Source organism: Mycobacterium sp. NGS57 (assembly GCF_059812405.1).
In genome coordinates this window covers 687,909-708,064 of the sequence record NZ_JCALCP010000001.1, presented here as the reverse complement: position 1 = coordinate 708,064, position 20,156 = coordinate 687,909, and the positions used below count along the sequence as shown (strand labels likewise).

14 protein-coding genes are annotated in these 20,156 nt (G+C 72.5%); 6 read left to right on the top strand and 8 right to left on the bottom strand.

The window, feature by feature from the left end; genetic code table 11:
- The 3 genes from AC5Y43_RS03430 to AC5Y43_RS03420 form a co-directional block, all read left to right on the top strand.
- Positions 1–2,035 (top strand): acyltransferase family protein (locus AC5Y43_RS03430; protein WP_499969329.1); only part of this gene is annotated, 2,035 nt, incomplete at its 5' end.
- 32 nt (positions 2,036–2,067) lie between these two features.
- Positions 2,068–3,168 (top strand): NAD-dependent epimerase/dehydratase family protein, encoded by a 1,101-nt coding sequence (locus AC5Y43_RS03425; protein WP_499969434.1) that lies wholly within the window; start codon positions 2,068–2,070, stop codon positions 3,166–3,168.
- A gap of 257 nt (positions 3,169–3,425) precedes the next feature.
- The gene (locus tag AC5Y43_RS03420) at positions 3,426–4,115 is read left to right on the top strand and encodes a rhamnosyl O-methyltransferase (RefSeq protein ID WP_499969432.1); all 690 of its coding nucleotides are present in this window, start codon (positions 3,426–3,428) and stop codon (positions 4,113–4,115) included.
- Positions 4,116–4,266: 151 nt separating this feature from the next.
- On the opposite strand, the gene AC5Y43_RS03415 is transcribed toward AC5Y43_RS03420, so the two are convergent.
- The 3 genes from AC5Y43_RS03415 to AC5Y43_RS03405 form a co-directional block, all read right to left on the bottom strand.
- The gene (locus AC5Y43_RS03415) at positions 4,267–5,268 is read right to left on the bottom strand and encodes an NAD-dependent epimerase/dehydratase family protein (RefSeq protein ID WP_499969327.1); all 1,002 of its coding nucleotides are present in this window, start codon (positions 5,266–5,268) and stop codon (positions 4,267–4,269) included.
- 51 nt (positions 5,269–5,319) lie between these two features.
- Complete coding sequence (locus AC5Y43_RS03410; RefSeq protein ID WP_499969325.1) at positions 5,320–6,702, bottom strand: nucleotide sugar dehydrogenase; 1,383 nt, start codon at positions 6,700–6,702, stop codon at positions 5,320–5,322.
- 141 nt (positions 6,703–6,843) lie between these two features.
- Positions 6,844–8,136, bottom strand: coding sequence for a glycosyltransferase (locus AC5Y43_RS03405; RefSeq protein WP_499969323.1), 1,293 nt, complete (start codon positions 8,134–8,136; stop codon positions 6,844–6,846).
- Between the two features lie 115 nt (positions 8,137–8,251).
- On the opposite strand from AC5Y43_RS03405, the gene AC5Y43_RS03400 reads away from it, so the two are divergent.
- Positions 8,252–9,895 (top strand): GMC oxidoreductase, encoded by a 1,644-nt coding sequence (locus tag AC5Y43_RS03400; RefSeq protein ID WP_499969320.1) that lies wholly within the window; start codon positions 8,252–8,254, stop codon positions 9,893–9,895.
- A gap of 2 nt (positions 9,896–9,897) precedes the next feature.
- On the opposite strand, the gene AC5Y43_RS03395 is transcribed toward AC5Y43_RS03400, so the two are convergent.
- The 3 genes from AC5Y43_RS03395 to AC5Y43_RS03385 form a co-directional block, all read right to left on the bottom strand.
- Complete coding sequence (locus tag AC5Y43_RS03395) at positions 9,898–10,875, bottom strand: Gfo/Idh/MocA family protein (RefSeq protein ID WP_499969430.1); 978 nt, start codon at positions 10,873–10,875, stop codon at positions 9,898–9,900.
- Between the two features lie 42 nt (positions 10,876–10,917).
- On the bottom strand, positions 10,918–11,724 hold the full coding sequence (locus AC5Y43_RS03390) for a TylF/MycF family methyltransferase (protein WP_499969428.1): 807 nt from the start codon (positions 11,722–11,724) through the stop codon (positions 10,918–10,920).
- A gap of 148 nt (positions 11,725–11,872) precedes the next feature.
- A complete protein-coding gene (locus tag AC5Y43_RS03385) occupies positions 11,873–15,652 on the bottom strand; it encodes a PE family protein (RefSeq protein ID WP_499969316.1) in 3,780 nt (1,259 codons plus the stop codon).
- Between the two features lie 162 nt (positions 15,653–15,814).
- Here AC5Y43_RS03385 and AC5Y43_RS03380 point away from each other — a divergent pair, with 162 nt between their 5' ends.
- Positions 15,815–16,558 carry a GAP family protein gene (locus tag AC5Y43_RS03380; protein ID WP_499969313.1) on the top strand — a complete coding sequence of 248 codons (744 nt, stop codon included), beginning with the start codon at positions 15,815–15,817 and terminating at the stop codon, positions 16,556–16,558.
- Positions 16,559–16,570: 12 nt separating this feature from the next.
- Here AC5Y43_RS03380 and AC5Y43_RS03375 read toward each other — a convergent pair whose 3' ends face one another.
- Both AC5Y43_RS03375 and AC5Y43_RS03370 read right to left on the bottom strand, forming a co-directional pair.
- Positions 16,571–17,851, bottom strand: coding sequence for a glycosyltransferase (locus AC5Y43_RS03375; protein ID WP_499969311.1), 1,281 nt, complete (start codon positions 17,849–17,851; stop codon positions 16,571–16,573).
- Between the two features lie 4 nt (positions 17,852–17,855).
- Positions 17,856–18,842: a sulfotransferase family protein gene (locus AC5Y43_RS03370; RefSeq protein WP_499969309.1), complete on the bottom strand. Its 987-nt coding sequence runs from the start codon at positions 18,840–18,842 to the stop codon at positions 17,856–17,858.
- A gap of 319 nt (positions 18,843–19,161) precedes the next feature.
- Here AC5Y43_RS03370 and AC5Y43_RS03365 point away from each other — a divergent pair, with 319 nt between their 5' ends.
- Positions 19,162–20,082, top strand: a complete 921-nt coding sequence (locus tag AC5Y43_RS03365; protein ID WP_499969307.1) for a metal-dependent hydrolase — start codon at positions 19,162–19,164, stop codon at positions 20,080–20,082.
- Positions 20,083–20,156 lie beyond the last annotated feature (74 nt).

The following is a 20,156-nucleotide window of genomic DNA, read 5'->3' as shown; positions in this document are numbered from 1 at the left end:
CGGCGGGTTCGTCGGCGTCGACGTCTTCTTCGTCATCTCCGGCTTCCTGATCACGGGGCTGCTGTGGCGCGAGACCAGCGGCACCGGCACCGTGCGGCTGCGCCGCTTCTACGGCGCCCGGGCCCGGCGGCTGCTGCCCGCCTCGGCCGCCGTGGGCATCGTGACCGCGATCGGCGCGGCCATCCTGCTGCCCCCGCTGCAGGCCCGCACCGCGATCGGCGACGGCATCGCCAGCGCGCTCTACGTCAGCAACTACCGGTTCGTCCTGCAGGGCGTCGACTACTCCGCGCCCTACATGCCGCCCTCGCCGTTCCAGCACTACTGGTCGCTCGGCGTCGAGGAGCAGTTCTATTTCGTGTGGCCCCCGCTGATCCTCGGGACGGCCTGGCTGATCCGCCGGGCGCGCAAGCGCAGCCGCGCCGAGGCGGTCGCCTCGCGGCGCCCCTACCTGGCGGTGCTGGCCCTGGTTGCGGTGTTCTCGTTCGCGATGTCGCTGGCCGCCACGCACTGGGCGCCGTTCGTGGCGTTCTTCTCGCTGCCGACCCGGGCCTGGCAGCTGGCCGCCGGCGGCCTGGTCGCGCTGACCGCAGGCCGGTGGCAGCGCCTTTCCCCGCGCGGCGCCGCGATCGTCGGCTGGGTCGGGCTCGCGGTCATCCTGTATGCCTGCACCCGGCTGAGCACGGCCACCCTGTATCCCGGTGTGGCCGCGCTGCTGCCCACGGTCGGCGCCGCGCTGGTGATCGGCGCCGGCTGCGCCACCGCCGCCCAGGGCTGCGGGCGGGCGCTGGGCGTCGCACCGATGCGCGCCATCGGCCGGATCTCCTACTCCTGGTACCTGTGGCACTGGCCGGTGCTGGTGTTCGCGCCCCTCGTCATGGGCCACCCGATGGGCGTGGCCGCCCGGGTCACCGCGGCGCTGCTCTCCGGCGGGCTGGCCGTGCTTACCCTGCGCGTCCTGGAAAACCCGCTGCGCTTCGCCACCCCACTGCGCAACTCGGCGCGCGGCAGCCTCGCGCTGGGCGCGGCCGCCACCGCGCTGGCGGTATGCGCGGGCGTCGTGCTGCTGATCGTGGTGCCCACGCCCGTCGGGCGCGGCGCCCCCGCTACGCCGCTGGCCATCACGGCCGCGCCCGTGCCCGCCGGCTCCCCCGCCGAGGCCTACGACGCGGCGGTGCGCCAGGCCTTCGCCCAGGTGCAGGCCGCCGTCGCGGCCTCCGCCGACCTCCGGGCCGTCCCGTCCAACCTGCAACCGCCGGTAGCCGACGCGGCCGCCGAACTCGCCGACGTGTACCGCAACGGCTGCCTGCGCAGCGCGTGGCAGGTCAAGCAGCCCGAGTGCGCGTCGGCCGACACCGCCTCGAGCACGACGGTCGCCGTCGTCGGCGACTCCAACGCCGCGATGTGGCACCCGGCGTTCCGCAAGGCCGCCGAGCAGCGGCACTGGCGGCTGGGGATGCTGGGCAAGGCGGGCTGCCCGCTGCTGGACCTGCGCACCGTCAGCCCGCAACTGCACCGCGAGTACACCGAGTGCGAGCAGTGGCGCGGCCAGGCCCTCGCCCGGCTGCGCGCCGAGCATCCGCGGCTGGTGGTGGTCAGCATGTGGCGGCGCTACGGCAGTGGCTACGGCTACGCCGCCGGCTTCACGTCCTACGACCCGGCGTGGATCGACAGCGTGACCCGTCTGGTGCAGCAGCTGCGCGGGCTGGGTACCAAGGTGCTGGTGCTCGGGCCGATCCCCGACCCCCAATCGGTGGTGCCGATCTGCCTGTCCGGCCACCTCGACGACGCGACGGCCTGCTCGCCGCCGCGGTCCGGCGCGGTCAACCAGGCCGGCATCGCCGCCGAGGCCGCCGCCACCAAGGCCGGCGGCGGCCAGTACGCCGACCTCACCGACCTGTTCTGCACCCCGGACCGGTGCCCGGCGATCGTCGGCAACACCCTGGTCTACCTCGACAAGAACCACCTGACCGTCGACTACGCGCGCGCGTTGGCACCCGCGGTCGGGGCGCTGGCCGACCGGGCGCTGGCCCACTGAGAAACCGGAGGCATCAGCTTTTGTCGACATCCGTGCTCATCACCGGCGGGGCGGGATTCATCGGCTCCGCCCTCGCGCGCCGCCTCGTCAACGCCGGCTACGACGTCGCCGTGATGGACGTCCTGCACCCGCAGGTGCACGGCGAACACGCCGCCGTCGCGCTGCCGCCGTCGGCGCGGCTGTTCACCGGAGACGTCACGCACGCGCCCGACTGGGACGCCGTGCTCCGGCTGTTCCGGCCTGCCCAGGTCGTGCACCTGGCGGCCGAGACGGGCACGGCGCAGTCGCTGGCGGAGGCCACCCGGCACGGTTCGGTCAACGTGGTGGGCACGACCCAGCTGCTCGACGGCCTGAGCCGCTGCGCGCACGTGCCCGAGCAACTCGTGCTGGCGTCGTCGCGGGCCGTCTACGGCGAGGGCGCCTGGCAATCCGGCTCGCAGCTCTTCTACCCGCCGCCGCGCAGCCACGCCCAGCTGGTGGCCGGCGCCTGGGATCCCCAGGGACCCACCGGCGAGGCCGCCGTCCCGCTGCCGAGCCGCGCCGGCGCGACGGAACCCCGGCCCACCAACATCTACGCCGCCACCAAGCTCGCCCAGGAGCACATCCTGGCCTCCTGGGCGGCCGCCCACGACACCAGGCTCAGCGTGCTGCGGCTGCAGAACGTGTACGGGCCGGGCCAGTCGCTGACCAACTCCTACACCGGCATCGTCGCCCTGTTCGCGCGGCTGGCGCGCGAGCGGCGCGCGCTCGAGGTCTACGAGGACGGGCGGATCGTGCGCGACTTCGTCTACATCGACGACGTCGTCGACGCGCTCTTCGCCGCGATCGAGGGGCCCGCGCCGCGGCCGCGCTGCGTGGACATCGGCTCCGGCGTCCCCACCACCATTCATGAGCTGGCGCGGCAGGTCGCCACCATCTGCGGGGCCCCCGAGCCGGTCGTCGTGGCGAAATTCCGCGACGGCGACGTGCGCGCGGCCCAGTGCGACATCGGGCCCGCGACCGACGAGCTGGGCTGGCGCCCGCGGTGGGCCCTGGCCGACGGTCTGCGCGCCCTGCTCGACTGGATCGGCGAGCAGCCCGAATTACCCGCCGGGACAAGCGATCCCACGCGCGTGACGGCCCTGCTGAAGTAAATGGCACGGGCCGTGATTCGCCACCAATTCGTCGCGCATATTCCGCCGAAAAAGCCTCAACCGGTCGCGGCGCGTGCTGCTACCATTCGGCGGTGCGTCGGTAATGGCCAGAACTCACAGATCGGAATTCCATGGCATTAAAGGCCTCGAAATCATCCAAGCGCGGAAATGCGGCGCCGGGCGCCAGCGTTGTCGACAGGAACTCGCTGCTGCGGATTGCCGCGGGCCTGATCGAACAACGGCCGACACCGTCGGGTCTGGGGCGAAGGCTCTTCAGCGGCGTCGTGGCTCCATATCTGTACGAGCCGAGCGGTTCGGAGGCCGAGGAATACCACAAGTGGTACTTCAACACGATGGTGTGGAAGCAGACCACCTGGATGGGCGTAACCTGCTGGAAGTCGGCGTTCGACCTGTGGCTGTACCAGGAGATCCTGGTCAACCTGAAGCCCTCGCTGGTGGTCGAGTTCGGCACGAATGCCGGCGGTTCGGCGCTGTATTTCGCCAACGTGATGCGCCAAATCGGCCAGCCATTCAAGGTGCTTACCGTGGACATCACCCACGAGCCGCTAGATCCCCGGGCGCGCCAAGATCCCGACGTTTTGTTCGTCAAATCGCGGTCGACCGTTCCGGCCATTGCCGAGCAGATCGAGGGCCTCAAAAAGGAGCACCCCGGCAAGATCTTCGCGATCCTCGACAGCGACCATTCAATGCCGCACGTGCTGGCCGAGATGAAACTGTTGCGGCCTTTACTGTCGCCCGGCGATTACCTCGTCGTGGAGGATTCCATGCTCAACGGGCACCCCGTGCTTCCGGGCTGGGGACCCGGCCCGTACGAGGCCATCGAGGCGTACGAGGAAGAATTCCCCAACGATTACACCCACGACGTGGAGCGGGAAAAGAAATTCGGCTGGACGCAGGCGCCCAACGGGTTCTTGATCCGGCGGTAGCCGGCACCTGATAGCGCCGCTGAGCCTCTACAACCACACCGGGGTCACACCAGCCCCGGCAAGGGGACATGTGGCTATTTGCCCGCAAACAGGTTGCCGCCGCGGCCAGGGACGCATGGTCCTTGTGTGACCTAAAGGCCGCGGGAGACGCCTACGCGCCGTCGCCGGCCGGCCCCTCCAGGTACCACGGGTTGGCGCGCGCCCAGTCGATGGTGCGGCGGATGCCCTCCTCGACGTCGACCCGCAACCGCCAGCCCAGCTCCCGCTGCGCCTTGGTGGAGTCCGGGATGCGCCGCGGGATGTCCTCGTAGCGGCCGCCGTAGCGTGCCGCGGTGTCCACGGTCTCGGCGCCCGACACCGAGTCGACGTCGGCGATCTTGATCGCCAGGTCGATCACCTCGCCCACGGTCGTCTCGGTCATGCTGCCGATGTTGAAGGCCTGGCCGATCGCCGCGTCGCTGTCGGCGGCGAGCAGGGTGCCGGCGATGGCGTCGTCGATGTAGGTGAAGCAGCGGCTCTGGTCGCCGGAGTCGAAGAGCAGCGGTTTGTGGCCGTTGAGGATCCGGTGGATGGTCTGCGAGATCACGAAGATCGGGTTCTGCCGCGGGCCGTACACGTTGAAGTACCGCACCACCGTCACCGGCAGCCCGTAGGCGGTGTGCATCGCGAACACCAGGTGCTCGGCCATGGCCTTGCTGGTGCTGTAGCTCCACCGCGCGGTCCGCGTCGAACCGACGACCCGGTCGTCGTCCTCGGCGAACGGCGGGTTGGGGTTCTTCCCGAACACCTCCGACGTGCTGGAGAACAGCACGCGCGTGCCGTGCCGCTGGCTCAGCTCGAGGACGTTGCGGGTGCCGGTGACGTTGACGTCGAGCACCCGCAGCGGGTCCTTCATGTAGTTCTTGACCCCGACGACCGCGGCCAGGTGGAAGACCGTGTCGACGCCGGGCGTCAGGGCCCGCTCCAGCGCGCCGAGGTCGGTGACGTCGCCCTGCACGAACCGGAAGTTGGGATGGCGGTCGAAGTCGAGGCCGGTGTCGCGGGTGTTCCTGGCGAAGTCGAACACGGTGACCGTGTCCCCCCGGTCCAACAGCGCGGAGACCAGGTGCGAACCGATGAAGCCGTAGCCGCCCGTCACGACGACATTGGACATGAATTCCCCTTGTGTTTCTGCGTAGCGGTTGAGGTAGAAGGATCGGCCCGCCTAGCGGCCGATCCCCTTGTAGACGAAGCCGGCCGTGCGCACCGCCGCCGGATCGAAGCTGTTGCGCCCGTCGAGGAAAACGCACCCCGGCGCCGTCAGGTCCGCCAGCCGGGCCAGCGGGATCTGGTGGAACTCCCGGTGCCCCGCCAGCACCACCAGGGCGTCGGCGTCCTTGACCGCGGACTCGATGTCGGGGGTCAGCGGGATCTTGGTCACCGCCTGCGCCTCCTCGTCGGACACCCACGGGTCGTGGATCGACAGCTGGCAGCCGGACTCCTCGAGCAGGGCGACGACGTACTTGGTCGGCGTGAGCCGGCAGTCGCCGGTGTTGTTCTTGAACGCGATGCCCAGCACCGCGACCTTGCTGGTCCCGATCGGCTTGTCCTGCTCGTCGAGCAGCTGGGTGAGCAGCCCGTAGGTGTAGCCGGGCATCGTGTCGTTGACGGTCCGCGAGGTGCGCGGGATGGACAGCTCGAGGCCGACGGACTCGCCCAGGTGGTTGACGAACCACGGATCCTTGGTCAGGCAGTAGCCGCCGACGCCCATGCTCGGCCGCAGGATGTTCACCGGGTGGCTGCCCTTGGGCATGGTGTTGGCGGCCTCGATGACCTGCAGGGCGTCCATCTGCAGCCGGTCACACACCTTGGCCAGCTCGTTGGCCAGCGCCACGTTGAGGTCCACCCAGAGGTTGTCGGCGAGCTTGACCATCTCGGCGGTGCGCGGGTCGTCGACGATGACGGAGTCCACGCCCAGGGCGTGCCGCCACAGGGTGGCGCAGGCGCGGGCGCTGCGCTCGTCGACGGCGCCGACCACGACCGGGATCGACGTCAGCTCGTGGATGGCCTGGCCCTCGGCGAGCCGCTCGGGGCAGAACGCCAGCCCGAAGTCGACCCCCGCCGTCAGCCCCGAGGTCTCCTCCAGGATCGGCCGGACGAGGGTTTCGGTGGTGTCGGGCGGCACCGTGCTCTTGAGGATGATGATGTGGCCGGGCTGCAGATGCTCGCCCAGGGCGCGCGCCGCGGCCTTGATGTCGTCGACGATGGGCTCGTAGTCCGGACCCAGCGGGGTGCCGACGTTGACGATGACGAAGTCGTTGTCCTCGATGGCGGCGAAATCGGTGGTGGCGCGCAGCCGGCCGACCCGGACGTTGTTGGACACCAACTCGGCCAGCCCCGGCTCGGCCACGGCGGTCTTGCCGAGGTTGATCTCGTCGACGACGCTCTGGCGCACGTCGATGCCGGTCACCGGCCAGCCGCGATCGGCCAGCACGGCGCCGATCACCGTGCCGATGTAGCCGAAGCCGACGACGGCGATCCCCGACCGCATGCCGCGGACCAGGAGATCGATTTCGGCGTCGCTGCGTCCGAACGCGCCTCTAGCCATGGAAGAACCCAGCCCCTTCGGTCCCCCGCTTGCGTCGGTGAGATGAAATCGCAGGCCTCCCGTCCCTGGCTGACGTCGGGAGTCTATCCAACACCCGTTCACGAGGACAAAGAATTCACCGGTTTGGTGCCCGCGGCCCGATCAGCCGACGCGGCTGAGCCGGGCGAAGTCCTCGACGAGGTCGGCGGCGATCGCGACGCTGTCGGCGGGTTGGGTCATCCGCGGGGCGAGCTCGCGCGCCCGGGCCAGGCATCGCGGGTCGAGGACGGCGCGCAGGTCGGCGACCAGCGACTTCTCGGTGGTGCTGGAAAAGCGCCGGGCGGTGCCCACCTTCAGGCGTTTGACCGCGGCGCCGAACAGCGGCTGGTCGGGCAGCGTCCACAGGATCAGCGACGGGACCCCGGCGCGCAGCGCGGCGGCCAGCGTGCCCGCACCGCCGTGGTGCACGACGGCGCGGCAGGCGGGAAAGACCGCCGCGTAGTTGGCCGCGGGCACCACCTTGACGTGCTCGAATTGCGGGACGGCGGCGAAGTCGCTCAGGCCGGCGCACACCAGCGCCCGCTCGCCCAGCCGCGCGCAGGCCGCGCCGATCATCGCGATCGTGTCGGCGGGCGATTCCACCGGGATGCTGCCGAACCCGAAGCAGATCGGCGGCGTGCCCGCGGCGATCCACGACAGGACCTCGTCGTCGGCGGGCGTCGGCAGTTCCATCGTCAGCGCGCCGACGAAGGGCCGTCGGGCGGGCCGTTGGTGCGACCCGTGCCCGTTCCAGTTCGACCATTCGGCGGCCAGCCCGGGGAAGCACACCTCGTCGTAGGCCTGGATCTCCAGCGAGCCGCGGTCGGCGACGCGCCGCGGGGCGGGCGCCGTCGCCTTCGGCAGGCCGAGTTCGCGGCGCTGCGCGTCCTCGCGCTTCTTGGTCCCCCGCCACACCAGCCAGTCGTTGGCCGCCATCGCGGCGCGGGTCAGCCGGGACGGCAAAAACCGCAGCAGCTGGCCGTGGGCGCGCACCGGGAAAAAGTGCAGCGTGGCCAGCGGGATGTCGTAGCACTCCGCGACGTTGACGGCCGGCTGCTCGAAAATCAGGCCGGCGGTCAGCAGGTCGGCCCCGTCGGCCAGCGGCTTCAGCGTGGTGGTCATCTCCGCCCAGCACCGGGTGGCGAACTCCTCGGTCTCGCGGCCCATCCGGTTCAGCTCCCGGAGCCGCCAGGGGGTGCGGAAGTAACACGTCCAGTAATTGCGCTGCAGTTCCACGATCGGCCGCGAATCCAGCCCGTAGGCGACGGCCTCGAGCCCGGCCGCCTCGGTGAACCCGACCAGGTTGGGCGGCACGGCCATGCGCACCTCGTGGCCCCGGCGCAGCAGCTCGCGGCCCACCACGATGGAAGGCTCGACGTCGCCGCGGCTTCCGTAGGAGGACAGCACAACTCTCATCTGCGGTCTTGGCCTTCCGTTATTGTGCACATGCTTAACTTCAGGGGCACCGGTCATTATTACCGGTTCTCCGACCATCGTGGCCCGGCTTTGGACCACCATGCTGAGGAGCTCGATGTTGGCTGACGGCGAATTGGACGCGCGCGAGGCCGAACGCGTCACCTGGGACGTGATCGTCGTCGGCACCGGCATGGGTGGCGGGATGCTGGGCTACCGGCTGGCGCGGTCGGGCCGGCGGGTGCTGTTCGTCGAGAAGGGCCGCTCGACGCTGCCCGGGACGCCGGGCACCATCCGCTCCGCGATGCCCGAGCTCGCCGAGCCGCTGGCGGCCCGTTCGGCGCAGACCTACTACGACGCCCTGGCCCGCGCCGGCCGCTGCACCGACGAGATCGAGGACATCAGCAAGCGCTCCCCGAAGCGGTTCACGCCGTTCATCGGCGGCGGGACGGGCGGGTCGTCGGCACTGTACGGCATGGTCTGCGAGCGATTTTTCGTTCGCGATTTCACCCCGCGGCAGAACTTTCGCGACCCCGGCGACTCCACCGTGCCCGAGGCGTGGCCGGTCACCTACGACCAGATGCGGCCGTGGTACGCCGAGGCCGAGAAACTGCTGGGGGTGCGCGGCCAGCCCGACCCGCTGCGCCCGGAGGCGGCCGACGTCAACCTGCCTGCGGCGCCGCCGTTTTCGGCGGACAACCAGCCGCTGGTCGACTATCTGGCGGGCCGCGGCCTGCATCCCTATCACCTGCCGATGGCCTGCGACTACACCGACGGCTGCACCACCTGCCAGACCTACCTCTGCCCGCGGTCGTGCAAGAACGACGCCGCCCGCAACGCCGTCGCGCCGGCCCTCGCCGAGCACGGCGCCGCCCTGCTCACCGAGTGCCGGGTGCTGCGCCTGGAGGCCGACCGCGCGGCGGTGCGGCGGGTGATCTGCGAACATCGCTCGGGCACACTGGCGCTGCGCGCCAAGGTGGTGGTGCTGGCCGCCGGCGCGCTGGTCACCCCCGTCCTGTTGCTCAATTCCCGGTCGGGCGACTGGCCCAACGGGCTGGCCAACGGCTCGGACGTGGTGGGCCGCAACCTGATGCGTCACCTGCTCGACCCGATCGAGGTCTGGCCGCAGGACGGCGCCAGAGTCACGGCCGCCAACAAGGAGATCGGGCTCAACGACTTCTATTTCCACGAGGGCCAGAAGTACGGCACCGTGCAGTCGTTCGGCGCCATACCGCCGATGGAGTGGCTGACCAACCGGCCCGGTTGGCGGGGCAAGGGGCTGCGCGTGATGAGCCCGGCGGTGCGCCGGGTGTACGAGCGGTTCTTCACCGGCGGGCTGGTGCTGGCGGCGATGACCGAAGACCTGCCGTACCTGGACAACCGCGTCATGGCGCCGGGCCGGCCCGACGCCGACGGCCGCCAGCGGCTGCGCATCCAATACCGCCTGCACGCCAGCGAAATCGAGCGCCGCGCAACGTTTTTGGGACACCTCAAGGACGTGCTGGCGCCGTTTCGCACGATCAGCCTGGGCAGCGGCAAGGACAACGCGAACCTGGGCCACGTCTGCGGCACCTGCCGGTTCGGCACCGATCCCGCCACCAGCGTGCTCGACGGGCACAACCGGGCCCACGAGGTGGACAACCTCTACGTGGTGGACACCTCGTTCTTCCCGTCCAGCGCCGGGCTGAACCCGAGCCTGACGGTCGCGGCCAACGCCCTGCGGGTGGCCGCCCACGTCGACGAGGCGCATTTCGCCTCCTGAGTTCAGGCCGGCTCGCGCAGCGGCAGGCCGGCGGCGGCGTAGATCGCGTCGATGACGGTCATGTTCTCCACCGCGTCCTCCGGCGTCGTCCGCACCGGTTCGCCGCGCAGCACCGCGGCGGCGAAGGCGTCCAGCTGATACGCGTACGAGGCGCGCCGGCCGAAGCGCTCCACCCGCTTGCCGCCGGCCGAGCGGACCGAGAGCCGGTGGAAAATCTGGGGTGTCACCGGGTTGAGCACCCGCACCTCGCCGCGGTCCCCGATCACCCGGGCGCTCAGCCGCAACAGGTCCCTCGACCACATCGAGCAGCGGATCGCGCCGGTGTGCCCGCCGGGAAACTCCAGCTCGGCCGACATGGCCCGGTCCACCCGGGGATCGCGCAGTTTCGCCCGTGCGGAAACGACCTTCGGCGTCGAGCCGCCGAAGGTGCGGACCATGTGCACGGCGTAGCAGCCGGCGTCCATGGTCGCGCCGCCGGCCAGGGCGTAGTCGTAGCGGATGTCGGAGAACTTCGGCAGCGGGAAGCACATGCCGGCCTCCACCCGCTGCAGCTCCCCCAGCTCCCCGGAGGCGATGATCTCCTCGACCCGCAGGGCCAGCGGGTGATAGCGGTAGTGGAACGCCTCCATCACCACCCGGTCGGACTCGGCGGCCAGCCCGGCGATCTCGCGGGCCTCGGCGGCGTTGGCGGTGAAGGGCTTTTCGCACAGCACGTGCTTGCCCGCGGCGATCGCGGCCCGGGTCCACCTGCCGTGCAACCCGTTGGGCAGCGGGTTGTAGACGGCGTCGAGGTCCGCATCGGCGAGCAGCGCGTCGTAGCTGTCGTGCACCCGCTCGATGCCGTGCTTGGCCGCGAACGCGCGCCCGCGCGACGCGTCGCGCGCGGCGACGGCGGCGACGGTCACCTCGGCGTGGTTGCGGGCCGGGCTGATCAGCGCCAGCGGCGCGATGCGCGCCGCGCCCAGGATCCCGATCCGCATGCCGTCAGGCACGGGCGCGACGGACGCTGCGCCGGGTCGGGCCTATTTGCGCCACAAGACTCCCGTGCCGTCGATGTCGGCGATGTCCGCGGTGATGCCGTGTTTGGCGCGGTAGTCGGTGACGGCCTGCTCGCAGGCCTTGACGGCCTGGTAGTCGTCGACGATGCAATAACCGCCCGGTGACAGCCGCGGGTAGAGCGCGTCGAGCGCCTGGATGGTGGATTCGTACAAATCGCCGTCGAGGCGCAGCACGGCGATGCGCTCGATCGGGGCGTCGTGCAGGGTGTCCTTGAACCAGCCGGGTAGGAAGCGCACCCGATCGTCCAGCAGGCCGTAGCGCTCGAAGTTCGCCTTGACCTCGGCTTCGGACACGCCCAGGATGCCGGCCGCGAAGTCCGCCCTGATCCCCTTGTCGGCCTTGTAGTTCGCCGGATCCGAGCGCGGCACGCCCTGGAACGAATCGGCCAGCCACACCGATCGCGACGTGTCCCCGTAGGCCGCCAGCACCGCGCGCATCAGGATGCAGGCCCCGCCGCGCCACACCCCGCATTCGATCAGGTCGCCCGGGATGTCCTCGGCCAGGACGGTCTCGACGCAGTTCTGCAGGCTGGTGAGCCGCTGCATCCCGATCATCGTCTCGGCCTCGGCGGGCCAGTCCAGGCCCAATTCCCGTTTGCTCTGCTCCGACGTGTTCATCCCCCGCAGCATCGGGGTCAGGGTGTTGACGGCCTTGAAGAGCACCCGGCGCCGCAGCGGCCACTGCGACGGCATGCGCTCGTGCATCCCGAACCGGGTGAGGTTGCGCCGCAGCAGGTCGAGGTAGAGCGATCGGACGTCGTGATCGGTGATGGTCAAAATTGCCCCTGTCTCGCATGCCGGCACTTCGGCGCTGAGTCTAAACATCCATTGGACGCGTGTTGAAGAGTATTCGAAACTATTCCAAGATCCGGGGCCGATTAGACGCTGTCGGCGCGCCCCGGCGACCGCCCAGGACCGGCTAGGGCGGCCCCGCGGTGCCGTCGGTGCCGGGCGAACCCGTCGACCCGCCCGGGCCGCCCGAACCCCCGGCGCCGCCGTCGCCGGCGACGGGGGCGACGTAACCGGTGGCGTCGCCGCCGGCGCCGCCGGCGCCGCCGTTGACCGACGCCGCCGAGCTGTTGCCGCCGCCGCCCCCGTCACCGCCGGTGGCGGTCACGGTTCCGAGGGTGTAGGCCGCGCCGCCGGAACCGCCGCCGCCGCCGAGGGTGCCGTCGCCGCCCGTCCCGCCGCCGCCGCCGGCGGCGCTGCCCGCGGAGGCGTTGTTGTAGATGTACGCCGCCCCGCCGTTGCCGCCTGACCCGCCGGCGCCGCCGCTGCCGCCCGTCCCGGCGGCCCCGTCGGCCGCGGTGGCGTTTCCGGTCCCGTAGTTGTAGGCCGCGCCGCCGTTGCCGCCGCCGCCGCCCCGCACGCCCGCGCCGCCGTCGCCGGGAGCGCCGCCGATGGCGTCGCCGGCGCCGAAGTTGATCGCGGTGCCGCCGGACCCGCCGGTCCCGCCGAAGCCCAGGACGCCGGTGCCGGTGCCGCCGGTCCCGCCGATGCCGCCGAGGGCCTCGACGGTGGAGGAGCCGCCGAGGACGTCGGCGCCGCCCCCGGCGCCGCCGGCGCCGCCGTAATAGCCCTGGCCGCCGGTCCCGCCCGTGCCCCCGACCGGCGTGACCGGCGACGCGCTGTTGTTGGTCAGCGCGGTGCCGCCGGCGCCGCCCGCGCCGCCGAAGCCGCTGGTGCCGGTGCCGCCCACCCCGCCGCCGCCGGCGACGACGTTTCCGGTGCCGTAGTTGTAGGCCGCGCCGCCCTTGCCGCCGCTGCCGCCGAACGTGCCGTCGCCGCCGATCCCGCCGCCGCCCGCGGTGGCGTCGGCCGTCGACGCGCTCTGGTAGACGAACCCGCCGCCGCCCGACCCGCCGGAGCCGCCCACGCCGCCGTTGCCGCTGACGCCGGCCGCGCCCTCGGCGCCGGTGGCGGTCCCGATCCCGTAGCTGTACGCCGACCCCCCGTTGCCGCCGTTGCCGCCGTTGACGCCGGCCCCGCCGGCCCCGGCGGTGCCGCCGACGGCGTTTCCGCTGCCGAAGGTGACCGCCACGCCGCCGTTGCCGCCGGACCCGCCGTAGCTGGCGGCGCCGGTGCCGGTGCCGCCCGCCCCGCCGGCGGCGCCGACGGCGTCGACCGTGGAGGAGGCGCCGAAGACGTATGCGCTGCCGCCCGAGCCGCCGGCCCCGCCCGACCCGGCGCTGCCGTTGCCGCCGGCCGCCCCGGCGCCGGCGGTGACGTTGCCGATTCCGTAGTCGTACACCGAACCGCCGGAGCCGCCGCGCCCGCCGATGATGCCGTCGCCGCCGCGCCCGCCGGCGCCGGCGGTGACGTCGGCGATCGAGGCGCCCTGGTAGACGAACGCGGCGCCACCGGACCCGCCGGCCCCGCCGGCGCCGCCGCTGCCGTTGGTGCCCGCCGCGCCGTCGGCGCCGGTGACGGCGCTGGTTCCCCAGCTGTACGCCGAACCGCCGTTGCCGCCCGACCCGCCGTTGAAGCCGGTGCCGCCGGTGCCGGCGGCGCCTCCGGCGGCTGCGCCCCAGCCGTGGTTGATCGCGTTGCCACCCGCGCCGCCGCCCCCGGCGCTGCCGGTCGCGCCGGTGGCGTTGCCCCCGGCGCCGCCCTGGCCGCCGATGGCATTCGCCCGCGCGAAGCTGCTGTCGATGGTCACGTTGCCGCCGGAACCGCCGCGGCCGTGGGGCGCCAGGGAGCCCAGGGGACCGTTATCGATGCCGGCACCGCCGCCACCGCCGGTGCCGCCGGTGGCGGTGACGGCGGAGGTGGCGTTGTTGATTTCCACGCCGCCGCCGTTGCCGCCGGTTCCGCCGTAGCCGGCGCTGCCGTTGCCGCCGTCGCCGCCGTCGCCCGCGCTGACGTTCCCGGTCCCGTCGTGGAGCACATAGCCGCCGTTGCCGCCGTTGCCGCCGTTGACGCCGCCGCCGCCGTTGCCGCCGTTGCCGGAGGTCGCGGTGGCCGTGGAGGTGCCGGTGAAGATGCGCGCGTCGCCGCCCGCGCCGCCGTTGCCGCCGTTGCCGGTCGCGCCGCCGTCCCCGCCGTCGCCGCCGGTGCCGCCGGTGGCGTCGGCGGCGCCATGGTTGTATGCGGAGCCGCCGCTGCCGCCGTTGCCGCCATTGCCGCTGCCGTCACCGCCGCCGCCGTGACCGCCGGCGCCGCCGTTGCCGTTCGAGCCGCCGGCGCCGCCGTTGCCGCCGTTGCCGCCGCTCGCGCCGGAGCCCGCGGCCGCGTTGGCGCCGGTCCCGCCGCTGCCGCCGTTGCCGGCCGTCACCACGGACACGGCGTTGCTGCCATTGGCGCCGGCGGCGCCGGGTGTCCCGTCGGGGGTGTGGCCGGGGTTGCCGCCGAGGCCGCCGCGGCCGTCGGTGCCCAGGTTGCCGCCGTCGCCGCCGTCGCCGCCGGCGCCGGCAACTCCGCCGGAGCCGGCCACGCCGTCGACCCCGGGCGCGCCGTTGCCGCCGTCGCCGGGCGTTCCGGCGCCGCCGCCGTCGCCGCCGTTGCCGCCGCTGCCGTTGGCGCCCGGCCGGCCGAACGCGGCGGTGCCGCCGTTGCCCCCGGCGCCGCCGGCGCCGCCGGAGGCGCCGCTGCCGCCGTCGCCGCCGGTGATGCCGGCGCCGTTGTTCACCCCGGACACCCCCGTCGCGCCGGCGCCGCCGGCCCCGCCCGCACCGCCGGCCCCGCCCACGCCGCCGTGACCGCCGGCCCCGCCGGCGCCCAGGATCCCGTTGGCGGCGCCGCCCACGCCGCCGGCCCCGCCGATCCCACCGCCCGCGCCGTTGCCGCCGCTGGCGCCGGAGCCGTCGTTCGGCGCGGCCGCTCCGGCGGGCCCGGCGCCGCCGGCCCCGCCACTGCCGCCGGCGCCGCCGGTGCTCAAGATGCCGTTCGCGGCGCCACCGGTGCCACCCGCTCCGCCGGCACCGCCCGCCGCGCCGGCCCCGCCGGTCGCCCCGGCGCCGCCGGCCCCACCGGCGCCGCCGGTGCCCAGCAGGAGTTGCTGGTCCCACCCGCCGCCGCCGCCCGCCCCGCCGGCCCCACCGGTCTGGCCGGCCAGGCCGGGCGCGCCGGCGCCCCCGGCCCCACCTGCCCCGCCGGAGCCGCCGCCCAGCCAGCCGCCGGCGCCACCCGCGCCGCCGTTGCCACCGGCCGCGCCGGGCGTGGTCGCCGCCCCGCCGGCTCCGCCGGCCCCGCCGTGGCCGAACAGGCCCGCCGACCCGCCGTTACCGCCGTTCTGCCCGGCCGCGCCGGCCGCGCCGTCGCCGCCGCTGCCCCACAACAGCCCGCCCGCGCCGCCGTTGCCGCCCGCCGCCGTCGCGTTGGCGCCGTCCCCGATCAGCGGGCGGCCCAGCAGGATCTCGGTGGGCGCGTTGACCACCGCCATCAGGTTCTGCTCGAAGGCTTGCAGCGGCGAAACGTTGGCCGCCTCGGCGGCCGCGTATGCGCCACCCGCGCCGGTCAGCGCCTGCACGAATTGAGCGTGAAACGTCGCCGCCTGGGCGCTCAGCGCCTGGTACTCCTGCGCGTAGCTGCCGAACCATTTCGCGATCGCCGCCGACACCTCGTCCTGGGCCGCGCTGACCACCGACGTCGTCGCCGGCGCCGCCGCCGCCTCGGCCGCCCGGATCGCCTCGCCGACCCCGGCCAAGTTCGACGAGGCGGTGGTCAATGCCTCCACGGTCGCGGTCAGGTACGACGACATCTGGGCTTCCTGTCGCTAAGGGATACCTCGGGTAAGTCTTGGCGTCAGTTTCCGTACATTACGCATGTCTAATAGCGTTTCGGTAGGGGTTCGGCACGATTCGCAAACGTCGATTTTCACGCCTGCCCGGCGGGCCGCGGCGGTGTCGGTAGTCTTCCGGCGGTGTGGACCTCGCTGCTGGTGCTGGCGCTGGTGGGGATGCTCAATCCGGTGCGGCTCGGCGTCACGCTTCTGGTGAGCTCCGCGCCGCGGCCGGTGCACAGCCTGTTCGCCTACTGGCTCGGCAGCCTGACCGTGGGCATCCCCGCCCTGGTGGTTCCGCTGCTGGTGTTGCACTTCACGCCGGTCCTGCGGACCTTCACCCACGACTGGGCGACCCCGACCGCGAGCCCCACCGTCCGCCACATCCAGATCGGCCTGGGTGTGCTCGCGCTGTCGGCGGCCGCGGTGCTGACGGCGCACTCACTGCGGCGCCGCCGCACCGCGCCGGCGGATCCGACTCGCCCGCCCGACGAGCCCGCCGAGGCGGCCCCGGGCGAGGCCGGATCGACGATCCGCGGGCTGCTCGGGCGCTTGGGCACCGCGTGGGAGAAGGGTTCCCTGTGGGTGGCCTGGGTGATCGGCCTGCTGGTGGGGCCGGCGCCCGACGTGATCGTCTTCGCGCTCGCGATCATCGTGGCGTCGGGCGCCGCGATCCACACGCAGGTCGTCGCCGCCGTCGGCTACGTCGTCGGGATGCTCGCGGTGGTCGAGACCATCCTCGTCAGCTACCTGGCCACCCCGGCGAAAACCCAAGCGGCACTGCGGGTCCTGCACAACTGGGCCTCGGCGCACCGCAGGCAGCTGCTGGTGGCGGTGCTCGCGGTGCTCGGGGTCTCGATGCTGGCCCACGGCATCAACGGCTGAGCCGGCGGCCGATCAGCCGACCCGCTCGAGGCGGGCGAAGCCTTCCACCTGATCGGCCGCGGCGGCGACGCTGTCGGCGGGCCGGGTCATCCGGGCGGCGACCTCGCGGGCGCGGGTGGCGTAGCCCGGGGCGAGGATGGTGCGCAGGTCGGCGACGAGCGTCTTCTCGGTGGCGCTCGAAAAGCGCCGGGCCGTGCCGACTTTCAGCCGCTTGACCGCCGATCCCCAGATCAGCTGGACGTCGGCCATCCAGAGGATCAGCGTGGGCACCCCGGCGCGCAGGCCCGCCGCGGTGGTGCCCGCACCGCCGTGGTGCACCACGGCGCGGCAGGACGGGAAGATCGCCGCGTAGTTCACCGCGCCCACCACCTTGACGTGCTCGAACTCCGGGACGTCGCTGAAGTCGCTCCAGCCCGCGCCGATCAGCGCCCGCTCCCCCAGCTGCGCGCAGGCCCCGGCGATCATGGCGACCGTGTCGGCCGCGGAGTCGACCGGGATGCTGCCGAACCCGAAGAAGATCGGCGGCTTTCCCGCCGCGATCCACGCCGCGACCTCCGCGTCGGCCTCGGTGGGCGACTCCAGCGTCAGCGTGCCGACGAACGGTCTTCGGGGCGAGCCCGGGGAGTTCCAGTGCGCCCACTCCTCGGCCAGCCCGGGAAAGCACACCTCGTCGTAGGCCTGGATCTCCAGCGCCCCGCGCTCGGCGATCCGTCGCGGCGCGGGCGCCGTCGCCGTCGGCAGACCCAGCTCCGCGCGCTGCGCGTTCTCGACCTTGCGCACCCCGCGCCACACCAGCCGCTCGTAGAGCCGCATCGCCGCGCGGATCACCGGCGCCGGCGCCGCCGTCACGATGTGGCCGTTGACCCGGACCGGGAACCACAGCAGCGTGGCCAGCGGAACGTCGCAATAGTCGGCGACGTTGACCGCGAGCTCCTGGTAGCTCATCCCGGTCAACAGGAGATCGGCCCCGTTGGCCAGCGACGTCAGCGTCGTGCTCATCTCCCCCCAGGCCCGGGTGCCGGGCTCGCGCGATTCGCGCAGCAACCTCTTCAGCTCGCCGAACCGGAAGATGTTGCGGAAGAAGCGCTTCCAGAAGTCGCGCGTCACCTCCAGCCAGGCCTGGTTGTCCGGTCCGTAGGCGGTCGCCGTGAGCCCCACCGACTCGGCGAAGCCGATCAGGTCGGGCGGGACGGCCATGTGCACGTCGTGGCCGCGGCGCAGCAGTTCGCGCCCGACGGCGATGCCGGGCTCGACGTCGCCGCGGGTCCCGTAGAAAGCCAGCACAAGTTTCATTCCGTCACGCCCACGTTCCCTTGCGCCGGTGCACCACTGCGAGCAGCTCGAGGCTGAGCCTCATCATCGCCGGCCGCATGAACCGGTTCAGCTTGCGGTAGCGGTCGAAGTCGCCGAACGCCGTGCGGAAGCCGCGCTCGCCCGCGTGGTACTCGTCGTAGACCCGGTCGAGCACCGACTCGTCCCACGGCTCGTCGCGCGCGGCCGCGCTCAGCGCCTCGTAGGTCGCCGAAATCCAGTCCGAGCCGAAAGGCTCGGTGACCGCGCCCCGATTGCGGTGATGCCGCAGATCGGTCGTCAGGAAGTCGTCGACCGCGGCCTCGTCGCGGCTGTTGAGGTCGACCGCGAGCGCCAGGGAGATCCGCTTGACCTCCCGGCGCCAGTCCTCCATGAGGTTGGCGTACTCGACGAACACGCGCGGAACGCCGCGCGTATTCCGCTCGGCCAGCAGCGAGTACTTCAGCCACCAGGCCATCGTCAGCTCCGGGGAGTCCTGGACGTAGTTCTGCCGGCCGGCGCGTTTGGCCAGCGACCCGATGACCTCTTGCGGGTGGCGCACCGCGACCACGGTCGCGACGTCGAACCCGGCCCGCCGCGCCGCCTCGAACCACAGGCCGGACAGCGCCGTCATCTTCGGTTCCTTGATGACCACCAGCGGCGCGGCCGGCAACGCGGCGAGGTACGCCCTGATCTTGTCGATCCAGGCGGCGTTCGTCCCGGCGTCGAACGCGCCCTCCTCCTGCGTGCGGAGGGAGATGTCGTACCCCGAGCTGCCGCGGCTGCGCAGGATGACCTCGTCGAGATGGATGGCCGCGCGCGGCTCCCAATAGCCGCGCGGATTGTCCGTGGTGGCGCCGAGCAGCCCGGGTGGCAGCGCCGCGCCGCACAGCGACAGCACCCGCGCGAGCGCCGACGTGCCGGATCGCCCGAAGCCCACGACGAACAGCGCGACCGGGCGGCCCGGCGGACCGGACCGCGCAGCGCCCGTCACCGGCGCGGCCCCGCGCTCGATGTCACCGGCGCGGCGCGATTGAACCCGACGCCGGCGGCACGCGTCACCAAGAGGGTTCGAGCGACCCGTCCCGCCCGGCGAAAGGAAGCTCCCGCGGGGCGCTTCGCGGCACAGCGTCGGTTGGCAATCATGGCGACAGACTAAAGTCCCGACTCCAATACCGTGAACAATTTCGTCCAACACCGGATCCCCGCGCGCGACGGGTCGCACTCATCTTGTTTGAGCTGCGGTTGAGCGTACGATTCGCGTGTCACGTCGGCCAGCCGGGAAGGTTTGTGGAAATCGAGGTGCAATTCAGATGACGAATCTGCATGTGCGGAAGATGCGATTCGCGTTCGCCGACTATGACGTCCCGTTCTTGTGGAATGAGTCCAATCCGGCGTTCTCCTGCGCGGCCAATGCGTTGTCGTTTCTGGCGATCGCGTTCGAGAAGATGATCAGCGCCATGGTCCCCGAGGCCATGCCGCACATCACCGACCCGGCGGTCGCCGAGGAGGCCCGGGCGTTCGTGCGCCAGGAGGGCCAGCACTGCATGGCGCACCGCCAGCACGCCAAGGGCCTGATCAAGAGCTACCCCGCGCTCAAGGAGACCCTCGATGCGGTCGTCGCGTTGTTCGACAAGCTGACCGCCACCAAGCCGTTGAAGTACCGGCTGGCCTACACCGCCGACCTCGAGGCGACGTTCACGCCGTCGTTCACGATGATGCTCGACAACGCCGACACCCTGTTCGCGCCCGGCGACGATCGCGTCGCGTCGCTGTTCATCTGGCATTTCGTCGAGGAACTCGAGCACCGCAGCTCGGCGCTGATGATCTACGACGCCGTCGTCAAAAACCCGTGGTATCGGCTGCGGGTGGCGCCGTCGGTGTTCAACCACGTCGGCCTGGCGATGCGCGAGGCGGCCACGGGCTTCAACAAGCACGTCCCGCTGGCGGAACGAAAGGTCGACGCGCTGTCGCTGCTGGGCGAGCGCGGGTGGCGAAAGGCGCTGCTGCGCAGGCTCCCGTTCGTCGACGCGCCCGACTACGGGCCGTCGGTCAGCCCCTATGCGCACATGCGGCAGCGCGAGTTGCTGGCCGCGGCGTGCGGCGTTGCGCGCAGCCAGCTCCCCAACCACAACCCCGCTCGCGAAAAGCTGCCCGCCCTGGCCCGGGAATGGTTCGCCCGCTACGACGCCGGCTACGACGTCACCCGCTGGTACACCGCGGCCAATGGCTAGCCCGCAGGAATCGGAGGCTCGACAGTGGTAGTCCGGATGCGTTCCGCGCGCGCCGCAACCAGCCGCGCAGCCAA

Coding starts and splice junctions, on each gene's coding strand:
- AC5Y43_RS03400 (WP_499969320.1), top strand. CDS start 8,252: ATGTTGGCTGACGGCGAATTGGACGCGCGCGAGGCCGAACGCGTCACC.
- AC5Y43_RS03395 (WP_499969430.1), bottom strand. CDS start 10,875: ATGCGGATCGGGATCCTGGGCGCGGCGCGCATCGCGCCGCTGGCGCTG.
- AC5Y43_RS03405 (WP_499969323.1), bottom strand. CDS start 8,136: ATGAGAGTTGTGCTGTCCTCCTACGGAAGCCGCGGCGACGTCGAGCCT.
- AC5Y43_RS03365 (WP_499969307.1), top strand. CDS start 19,162: ATGACGAATCTGCATGTGCGGAAGATGCGATTCGCGTTCGCCGACTAT.
- AC5Y43_RS03375 (WP_499969311.1), bottom strand. CDS start 17,851: ATGAAACTTGTGCTGGCTTTCTACGGGACCCGCGGCGACGTCGAGCCC.
- AC5Y43_RS03385 (WP_499969316.1), bottom strand. CDS start 15,652: ATGTCGTCGTACCTGACCGCGACCGTGGAGGCATTGACCACCGCCTCG.
- AC5Y43_RS03415 (WP_499969327.1), bottom strand. CDS start 5,268: ATGTCCAATGTCGTCGTGACGGGCGGCTACGGCTTCATCGGTTCGCAC.
- AC5Y43_RS03410 (WP_499969325.1), bottom strand. CDS start 6,702: ATGGCTAGAGGCGCGTTCGGACGCAGCGACGCCGAAATCGATCTCCTG.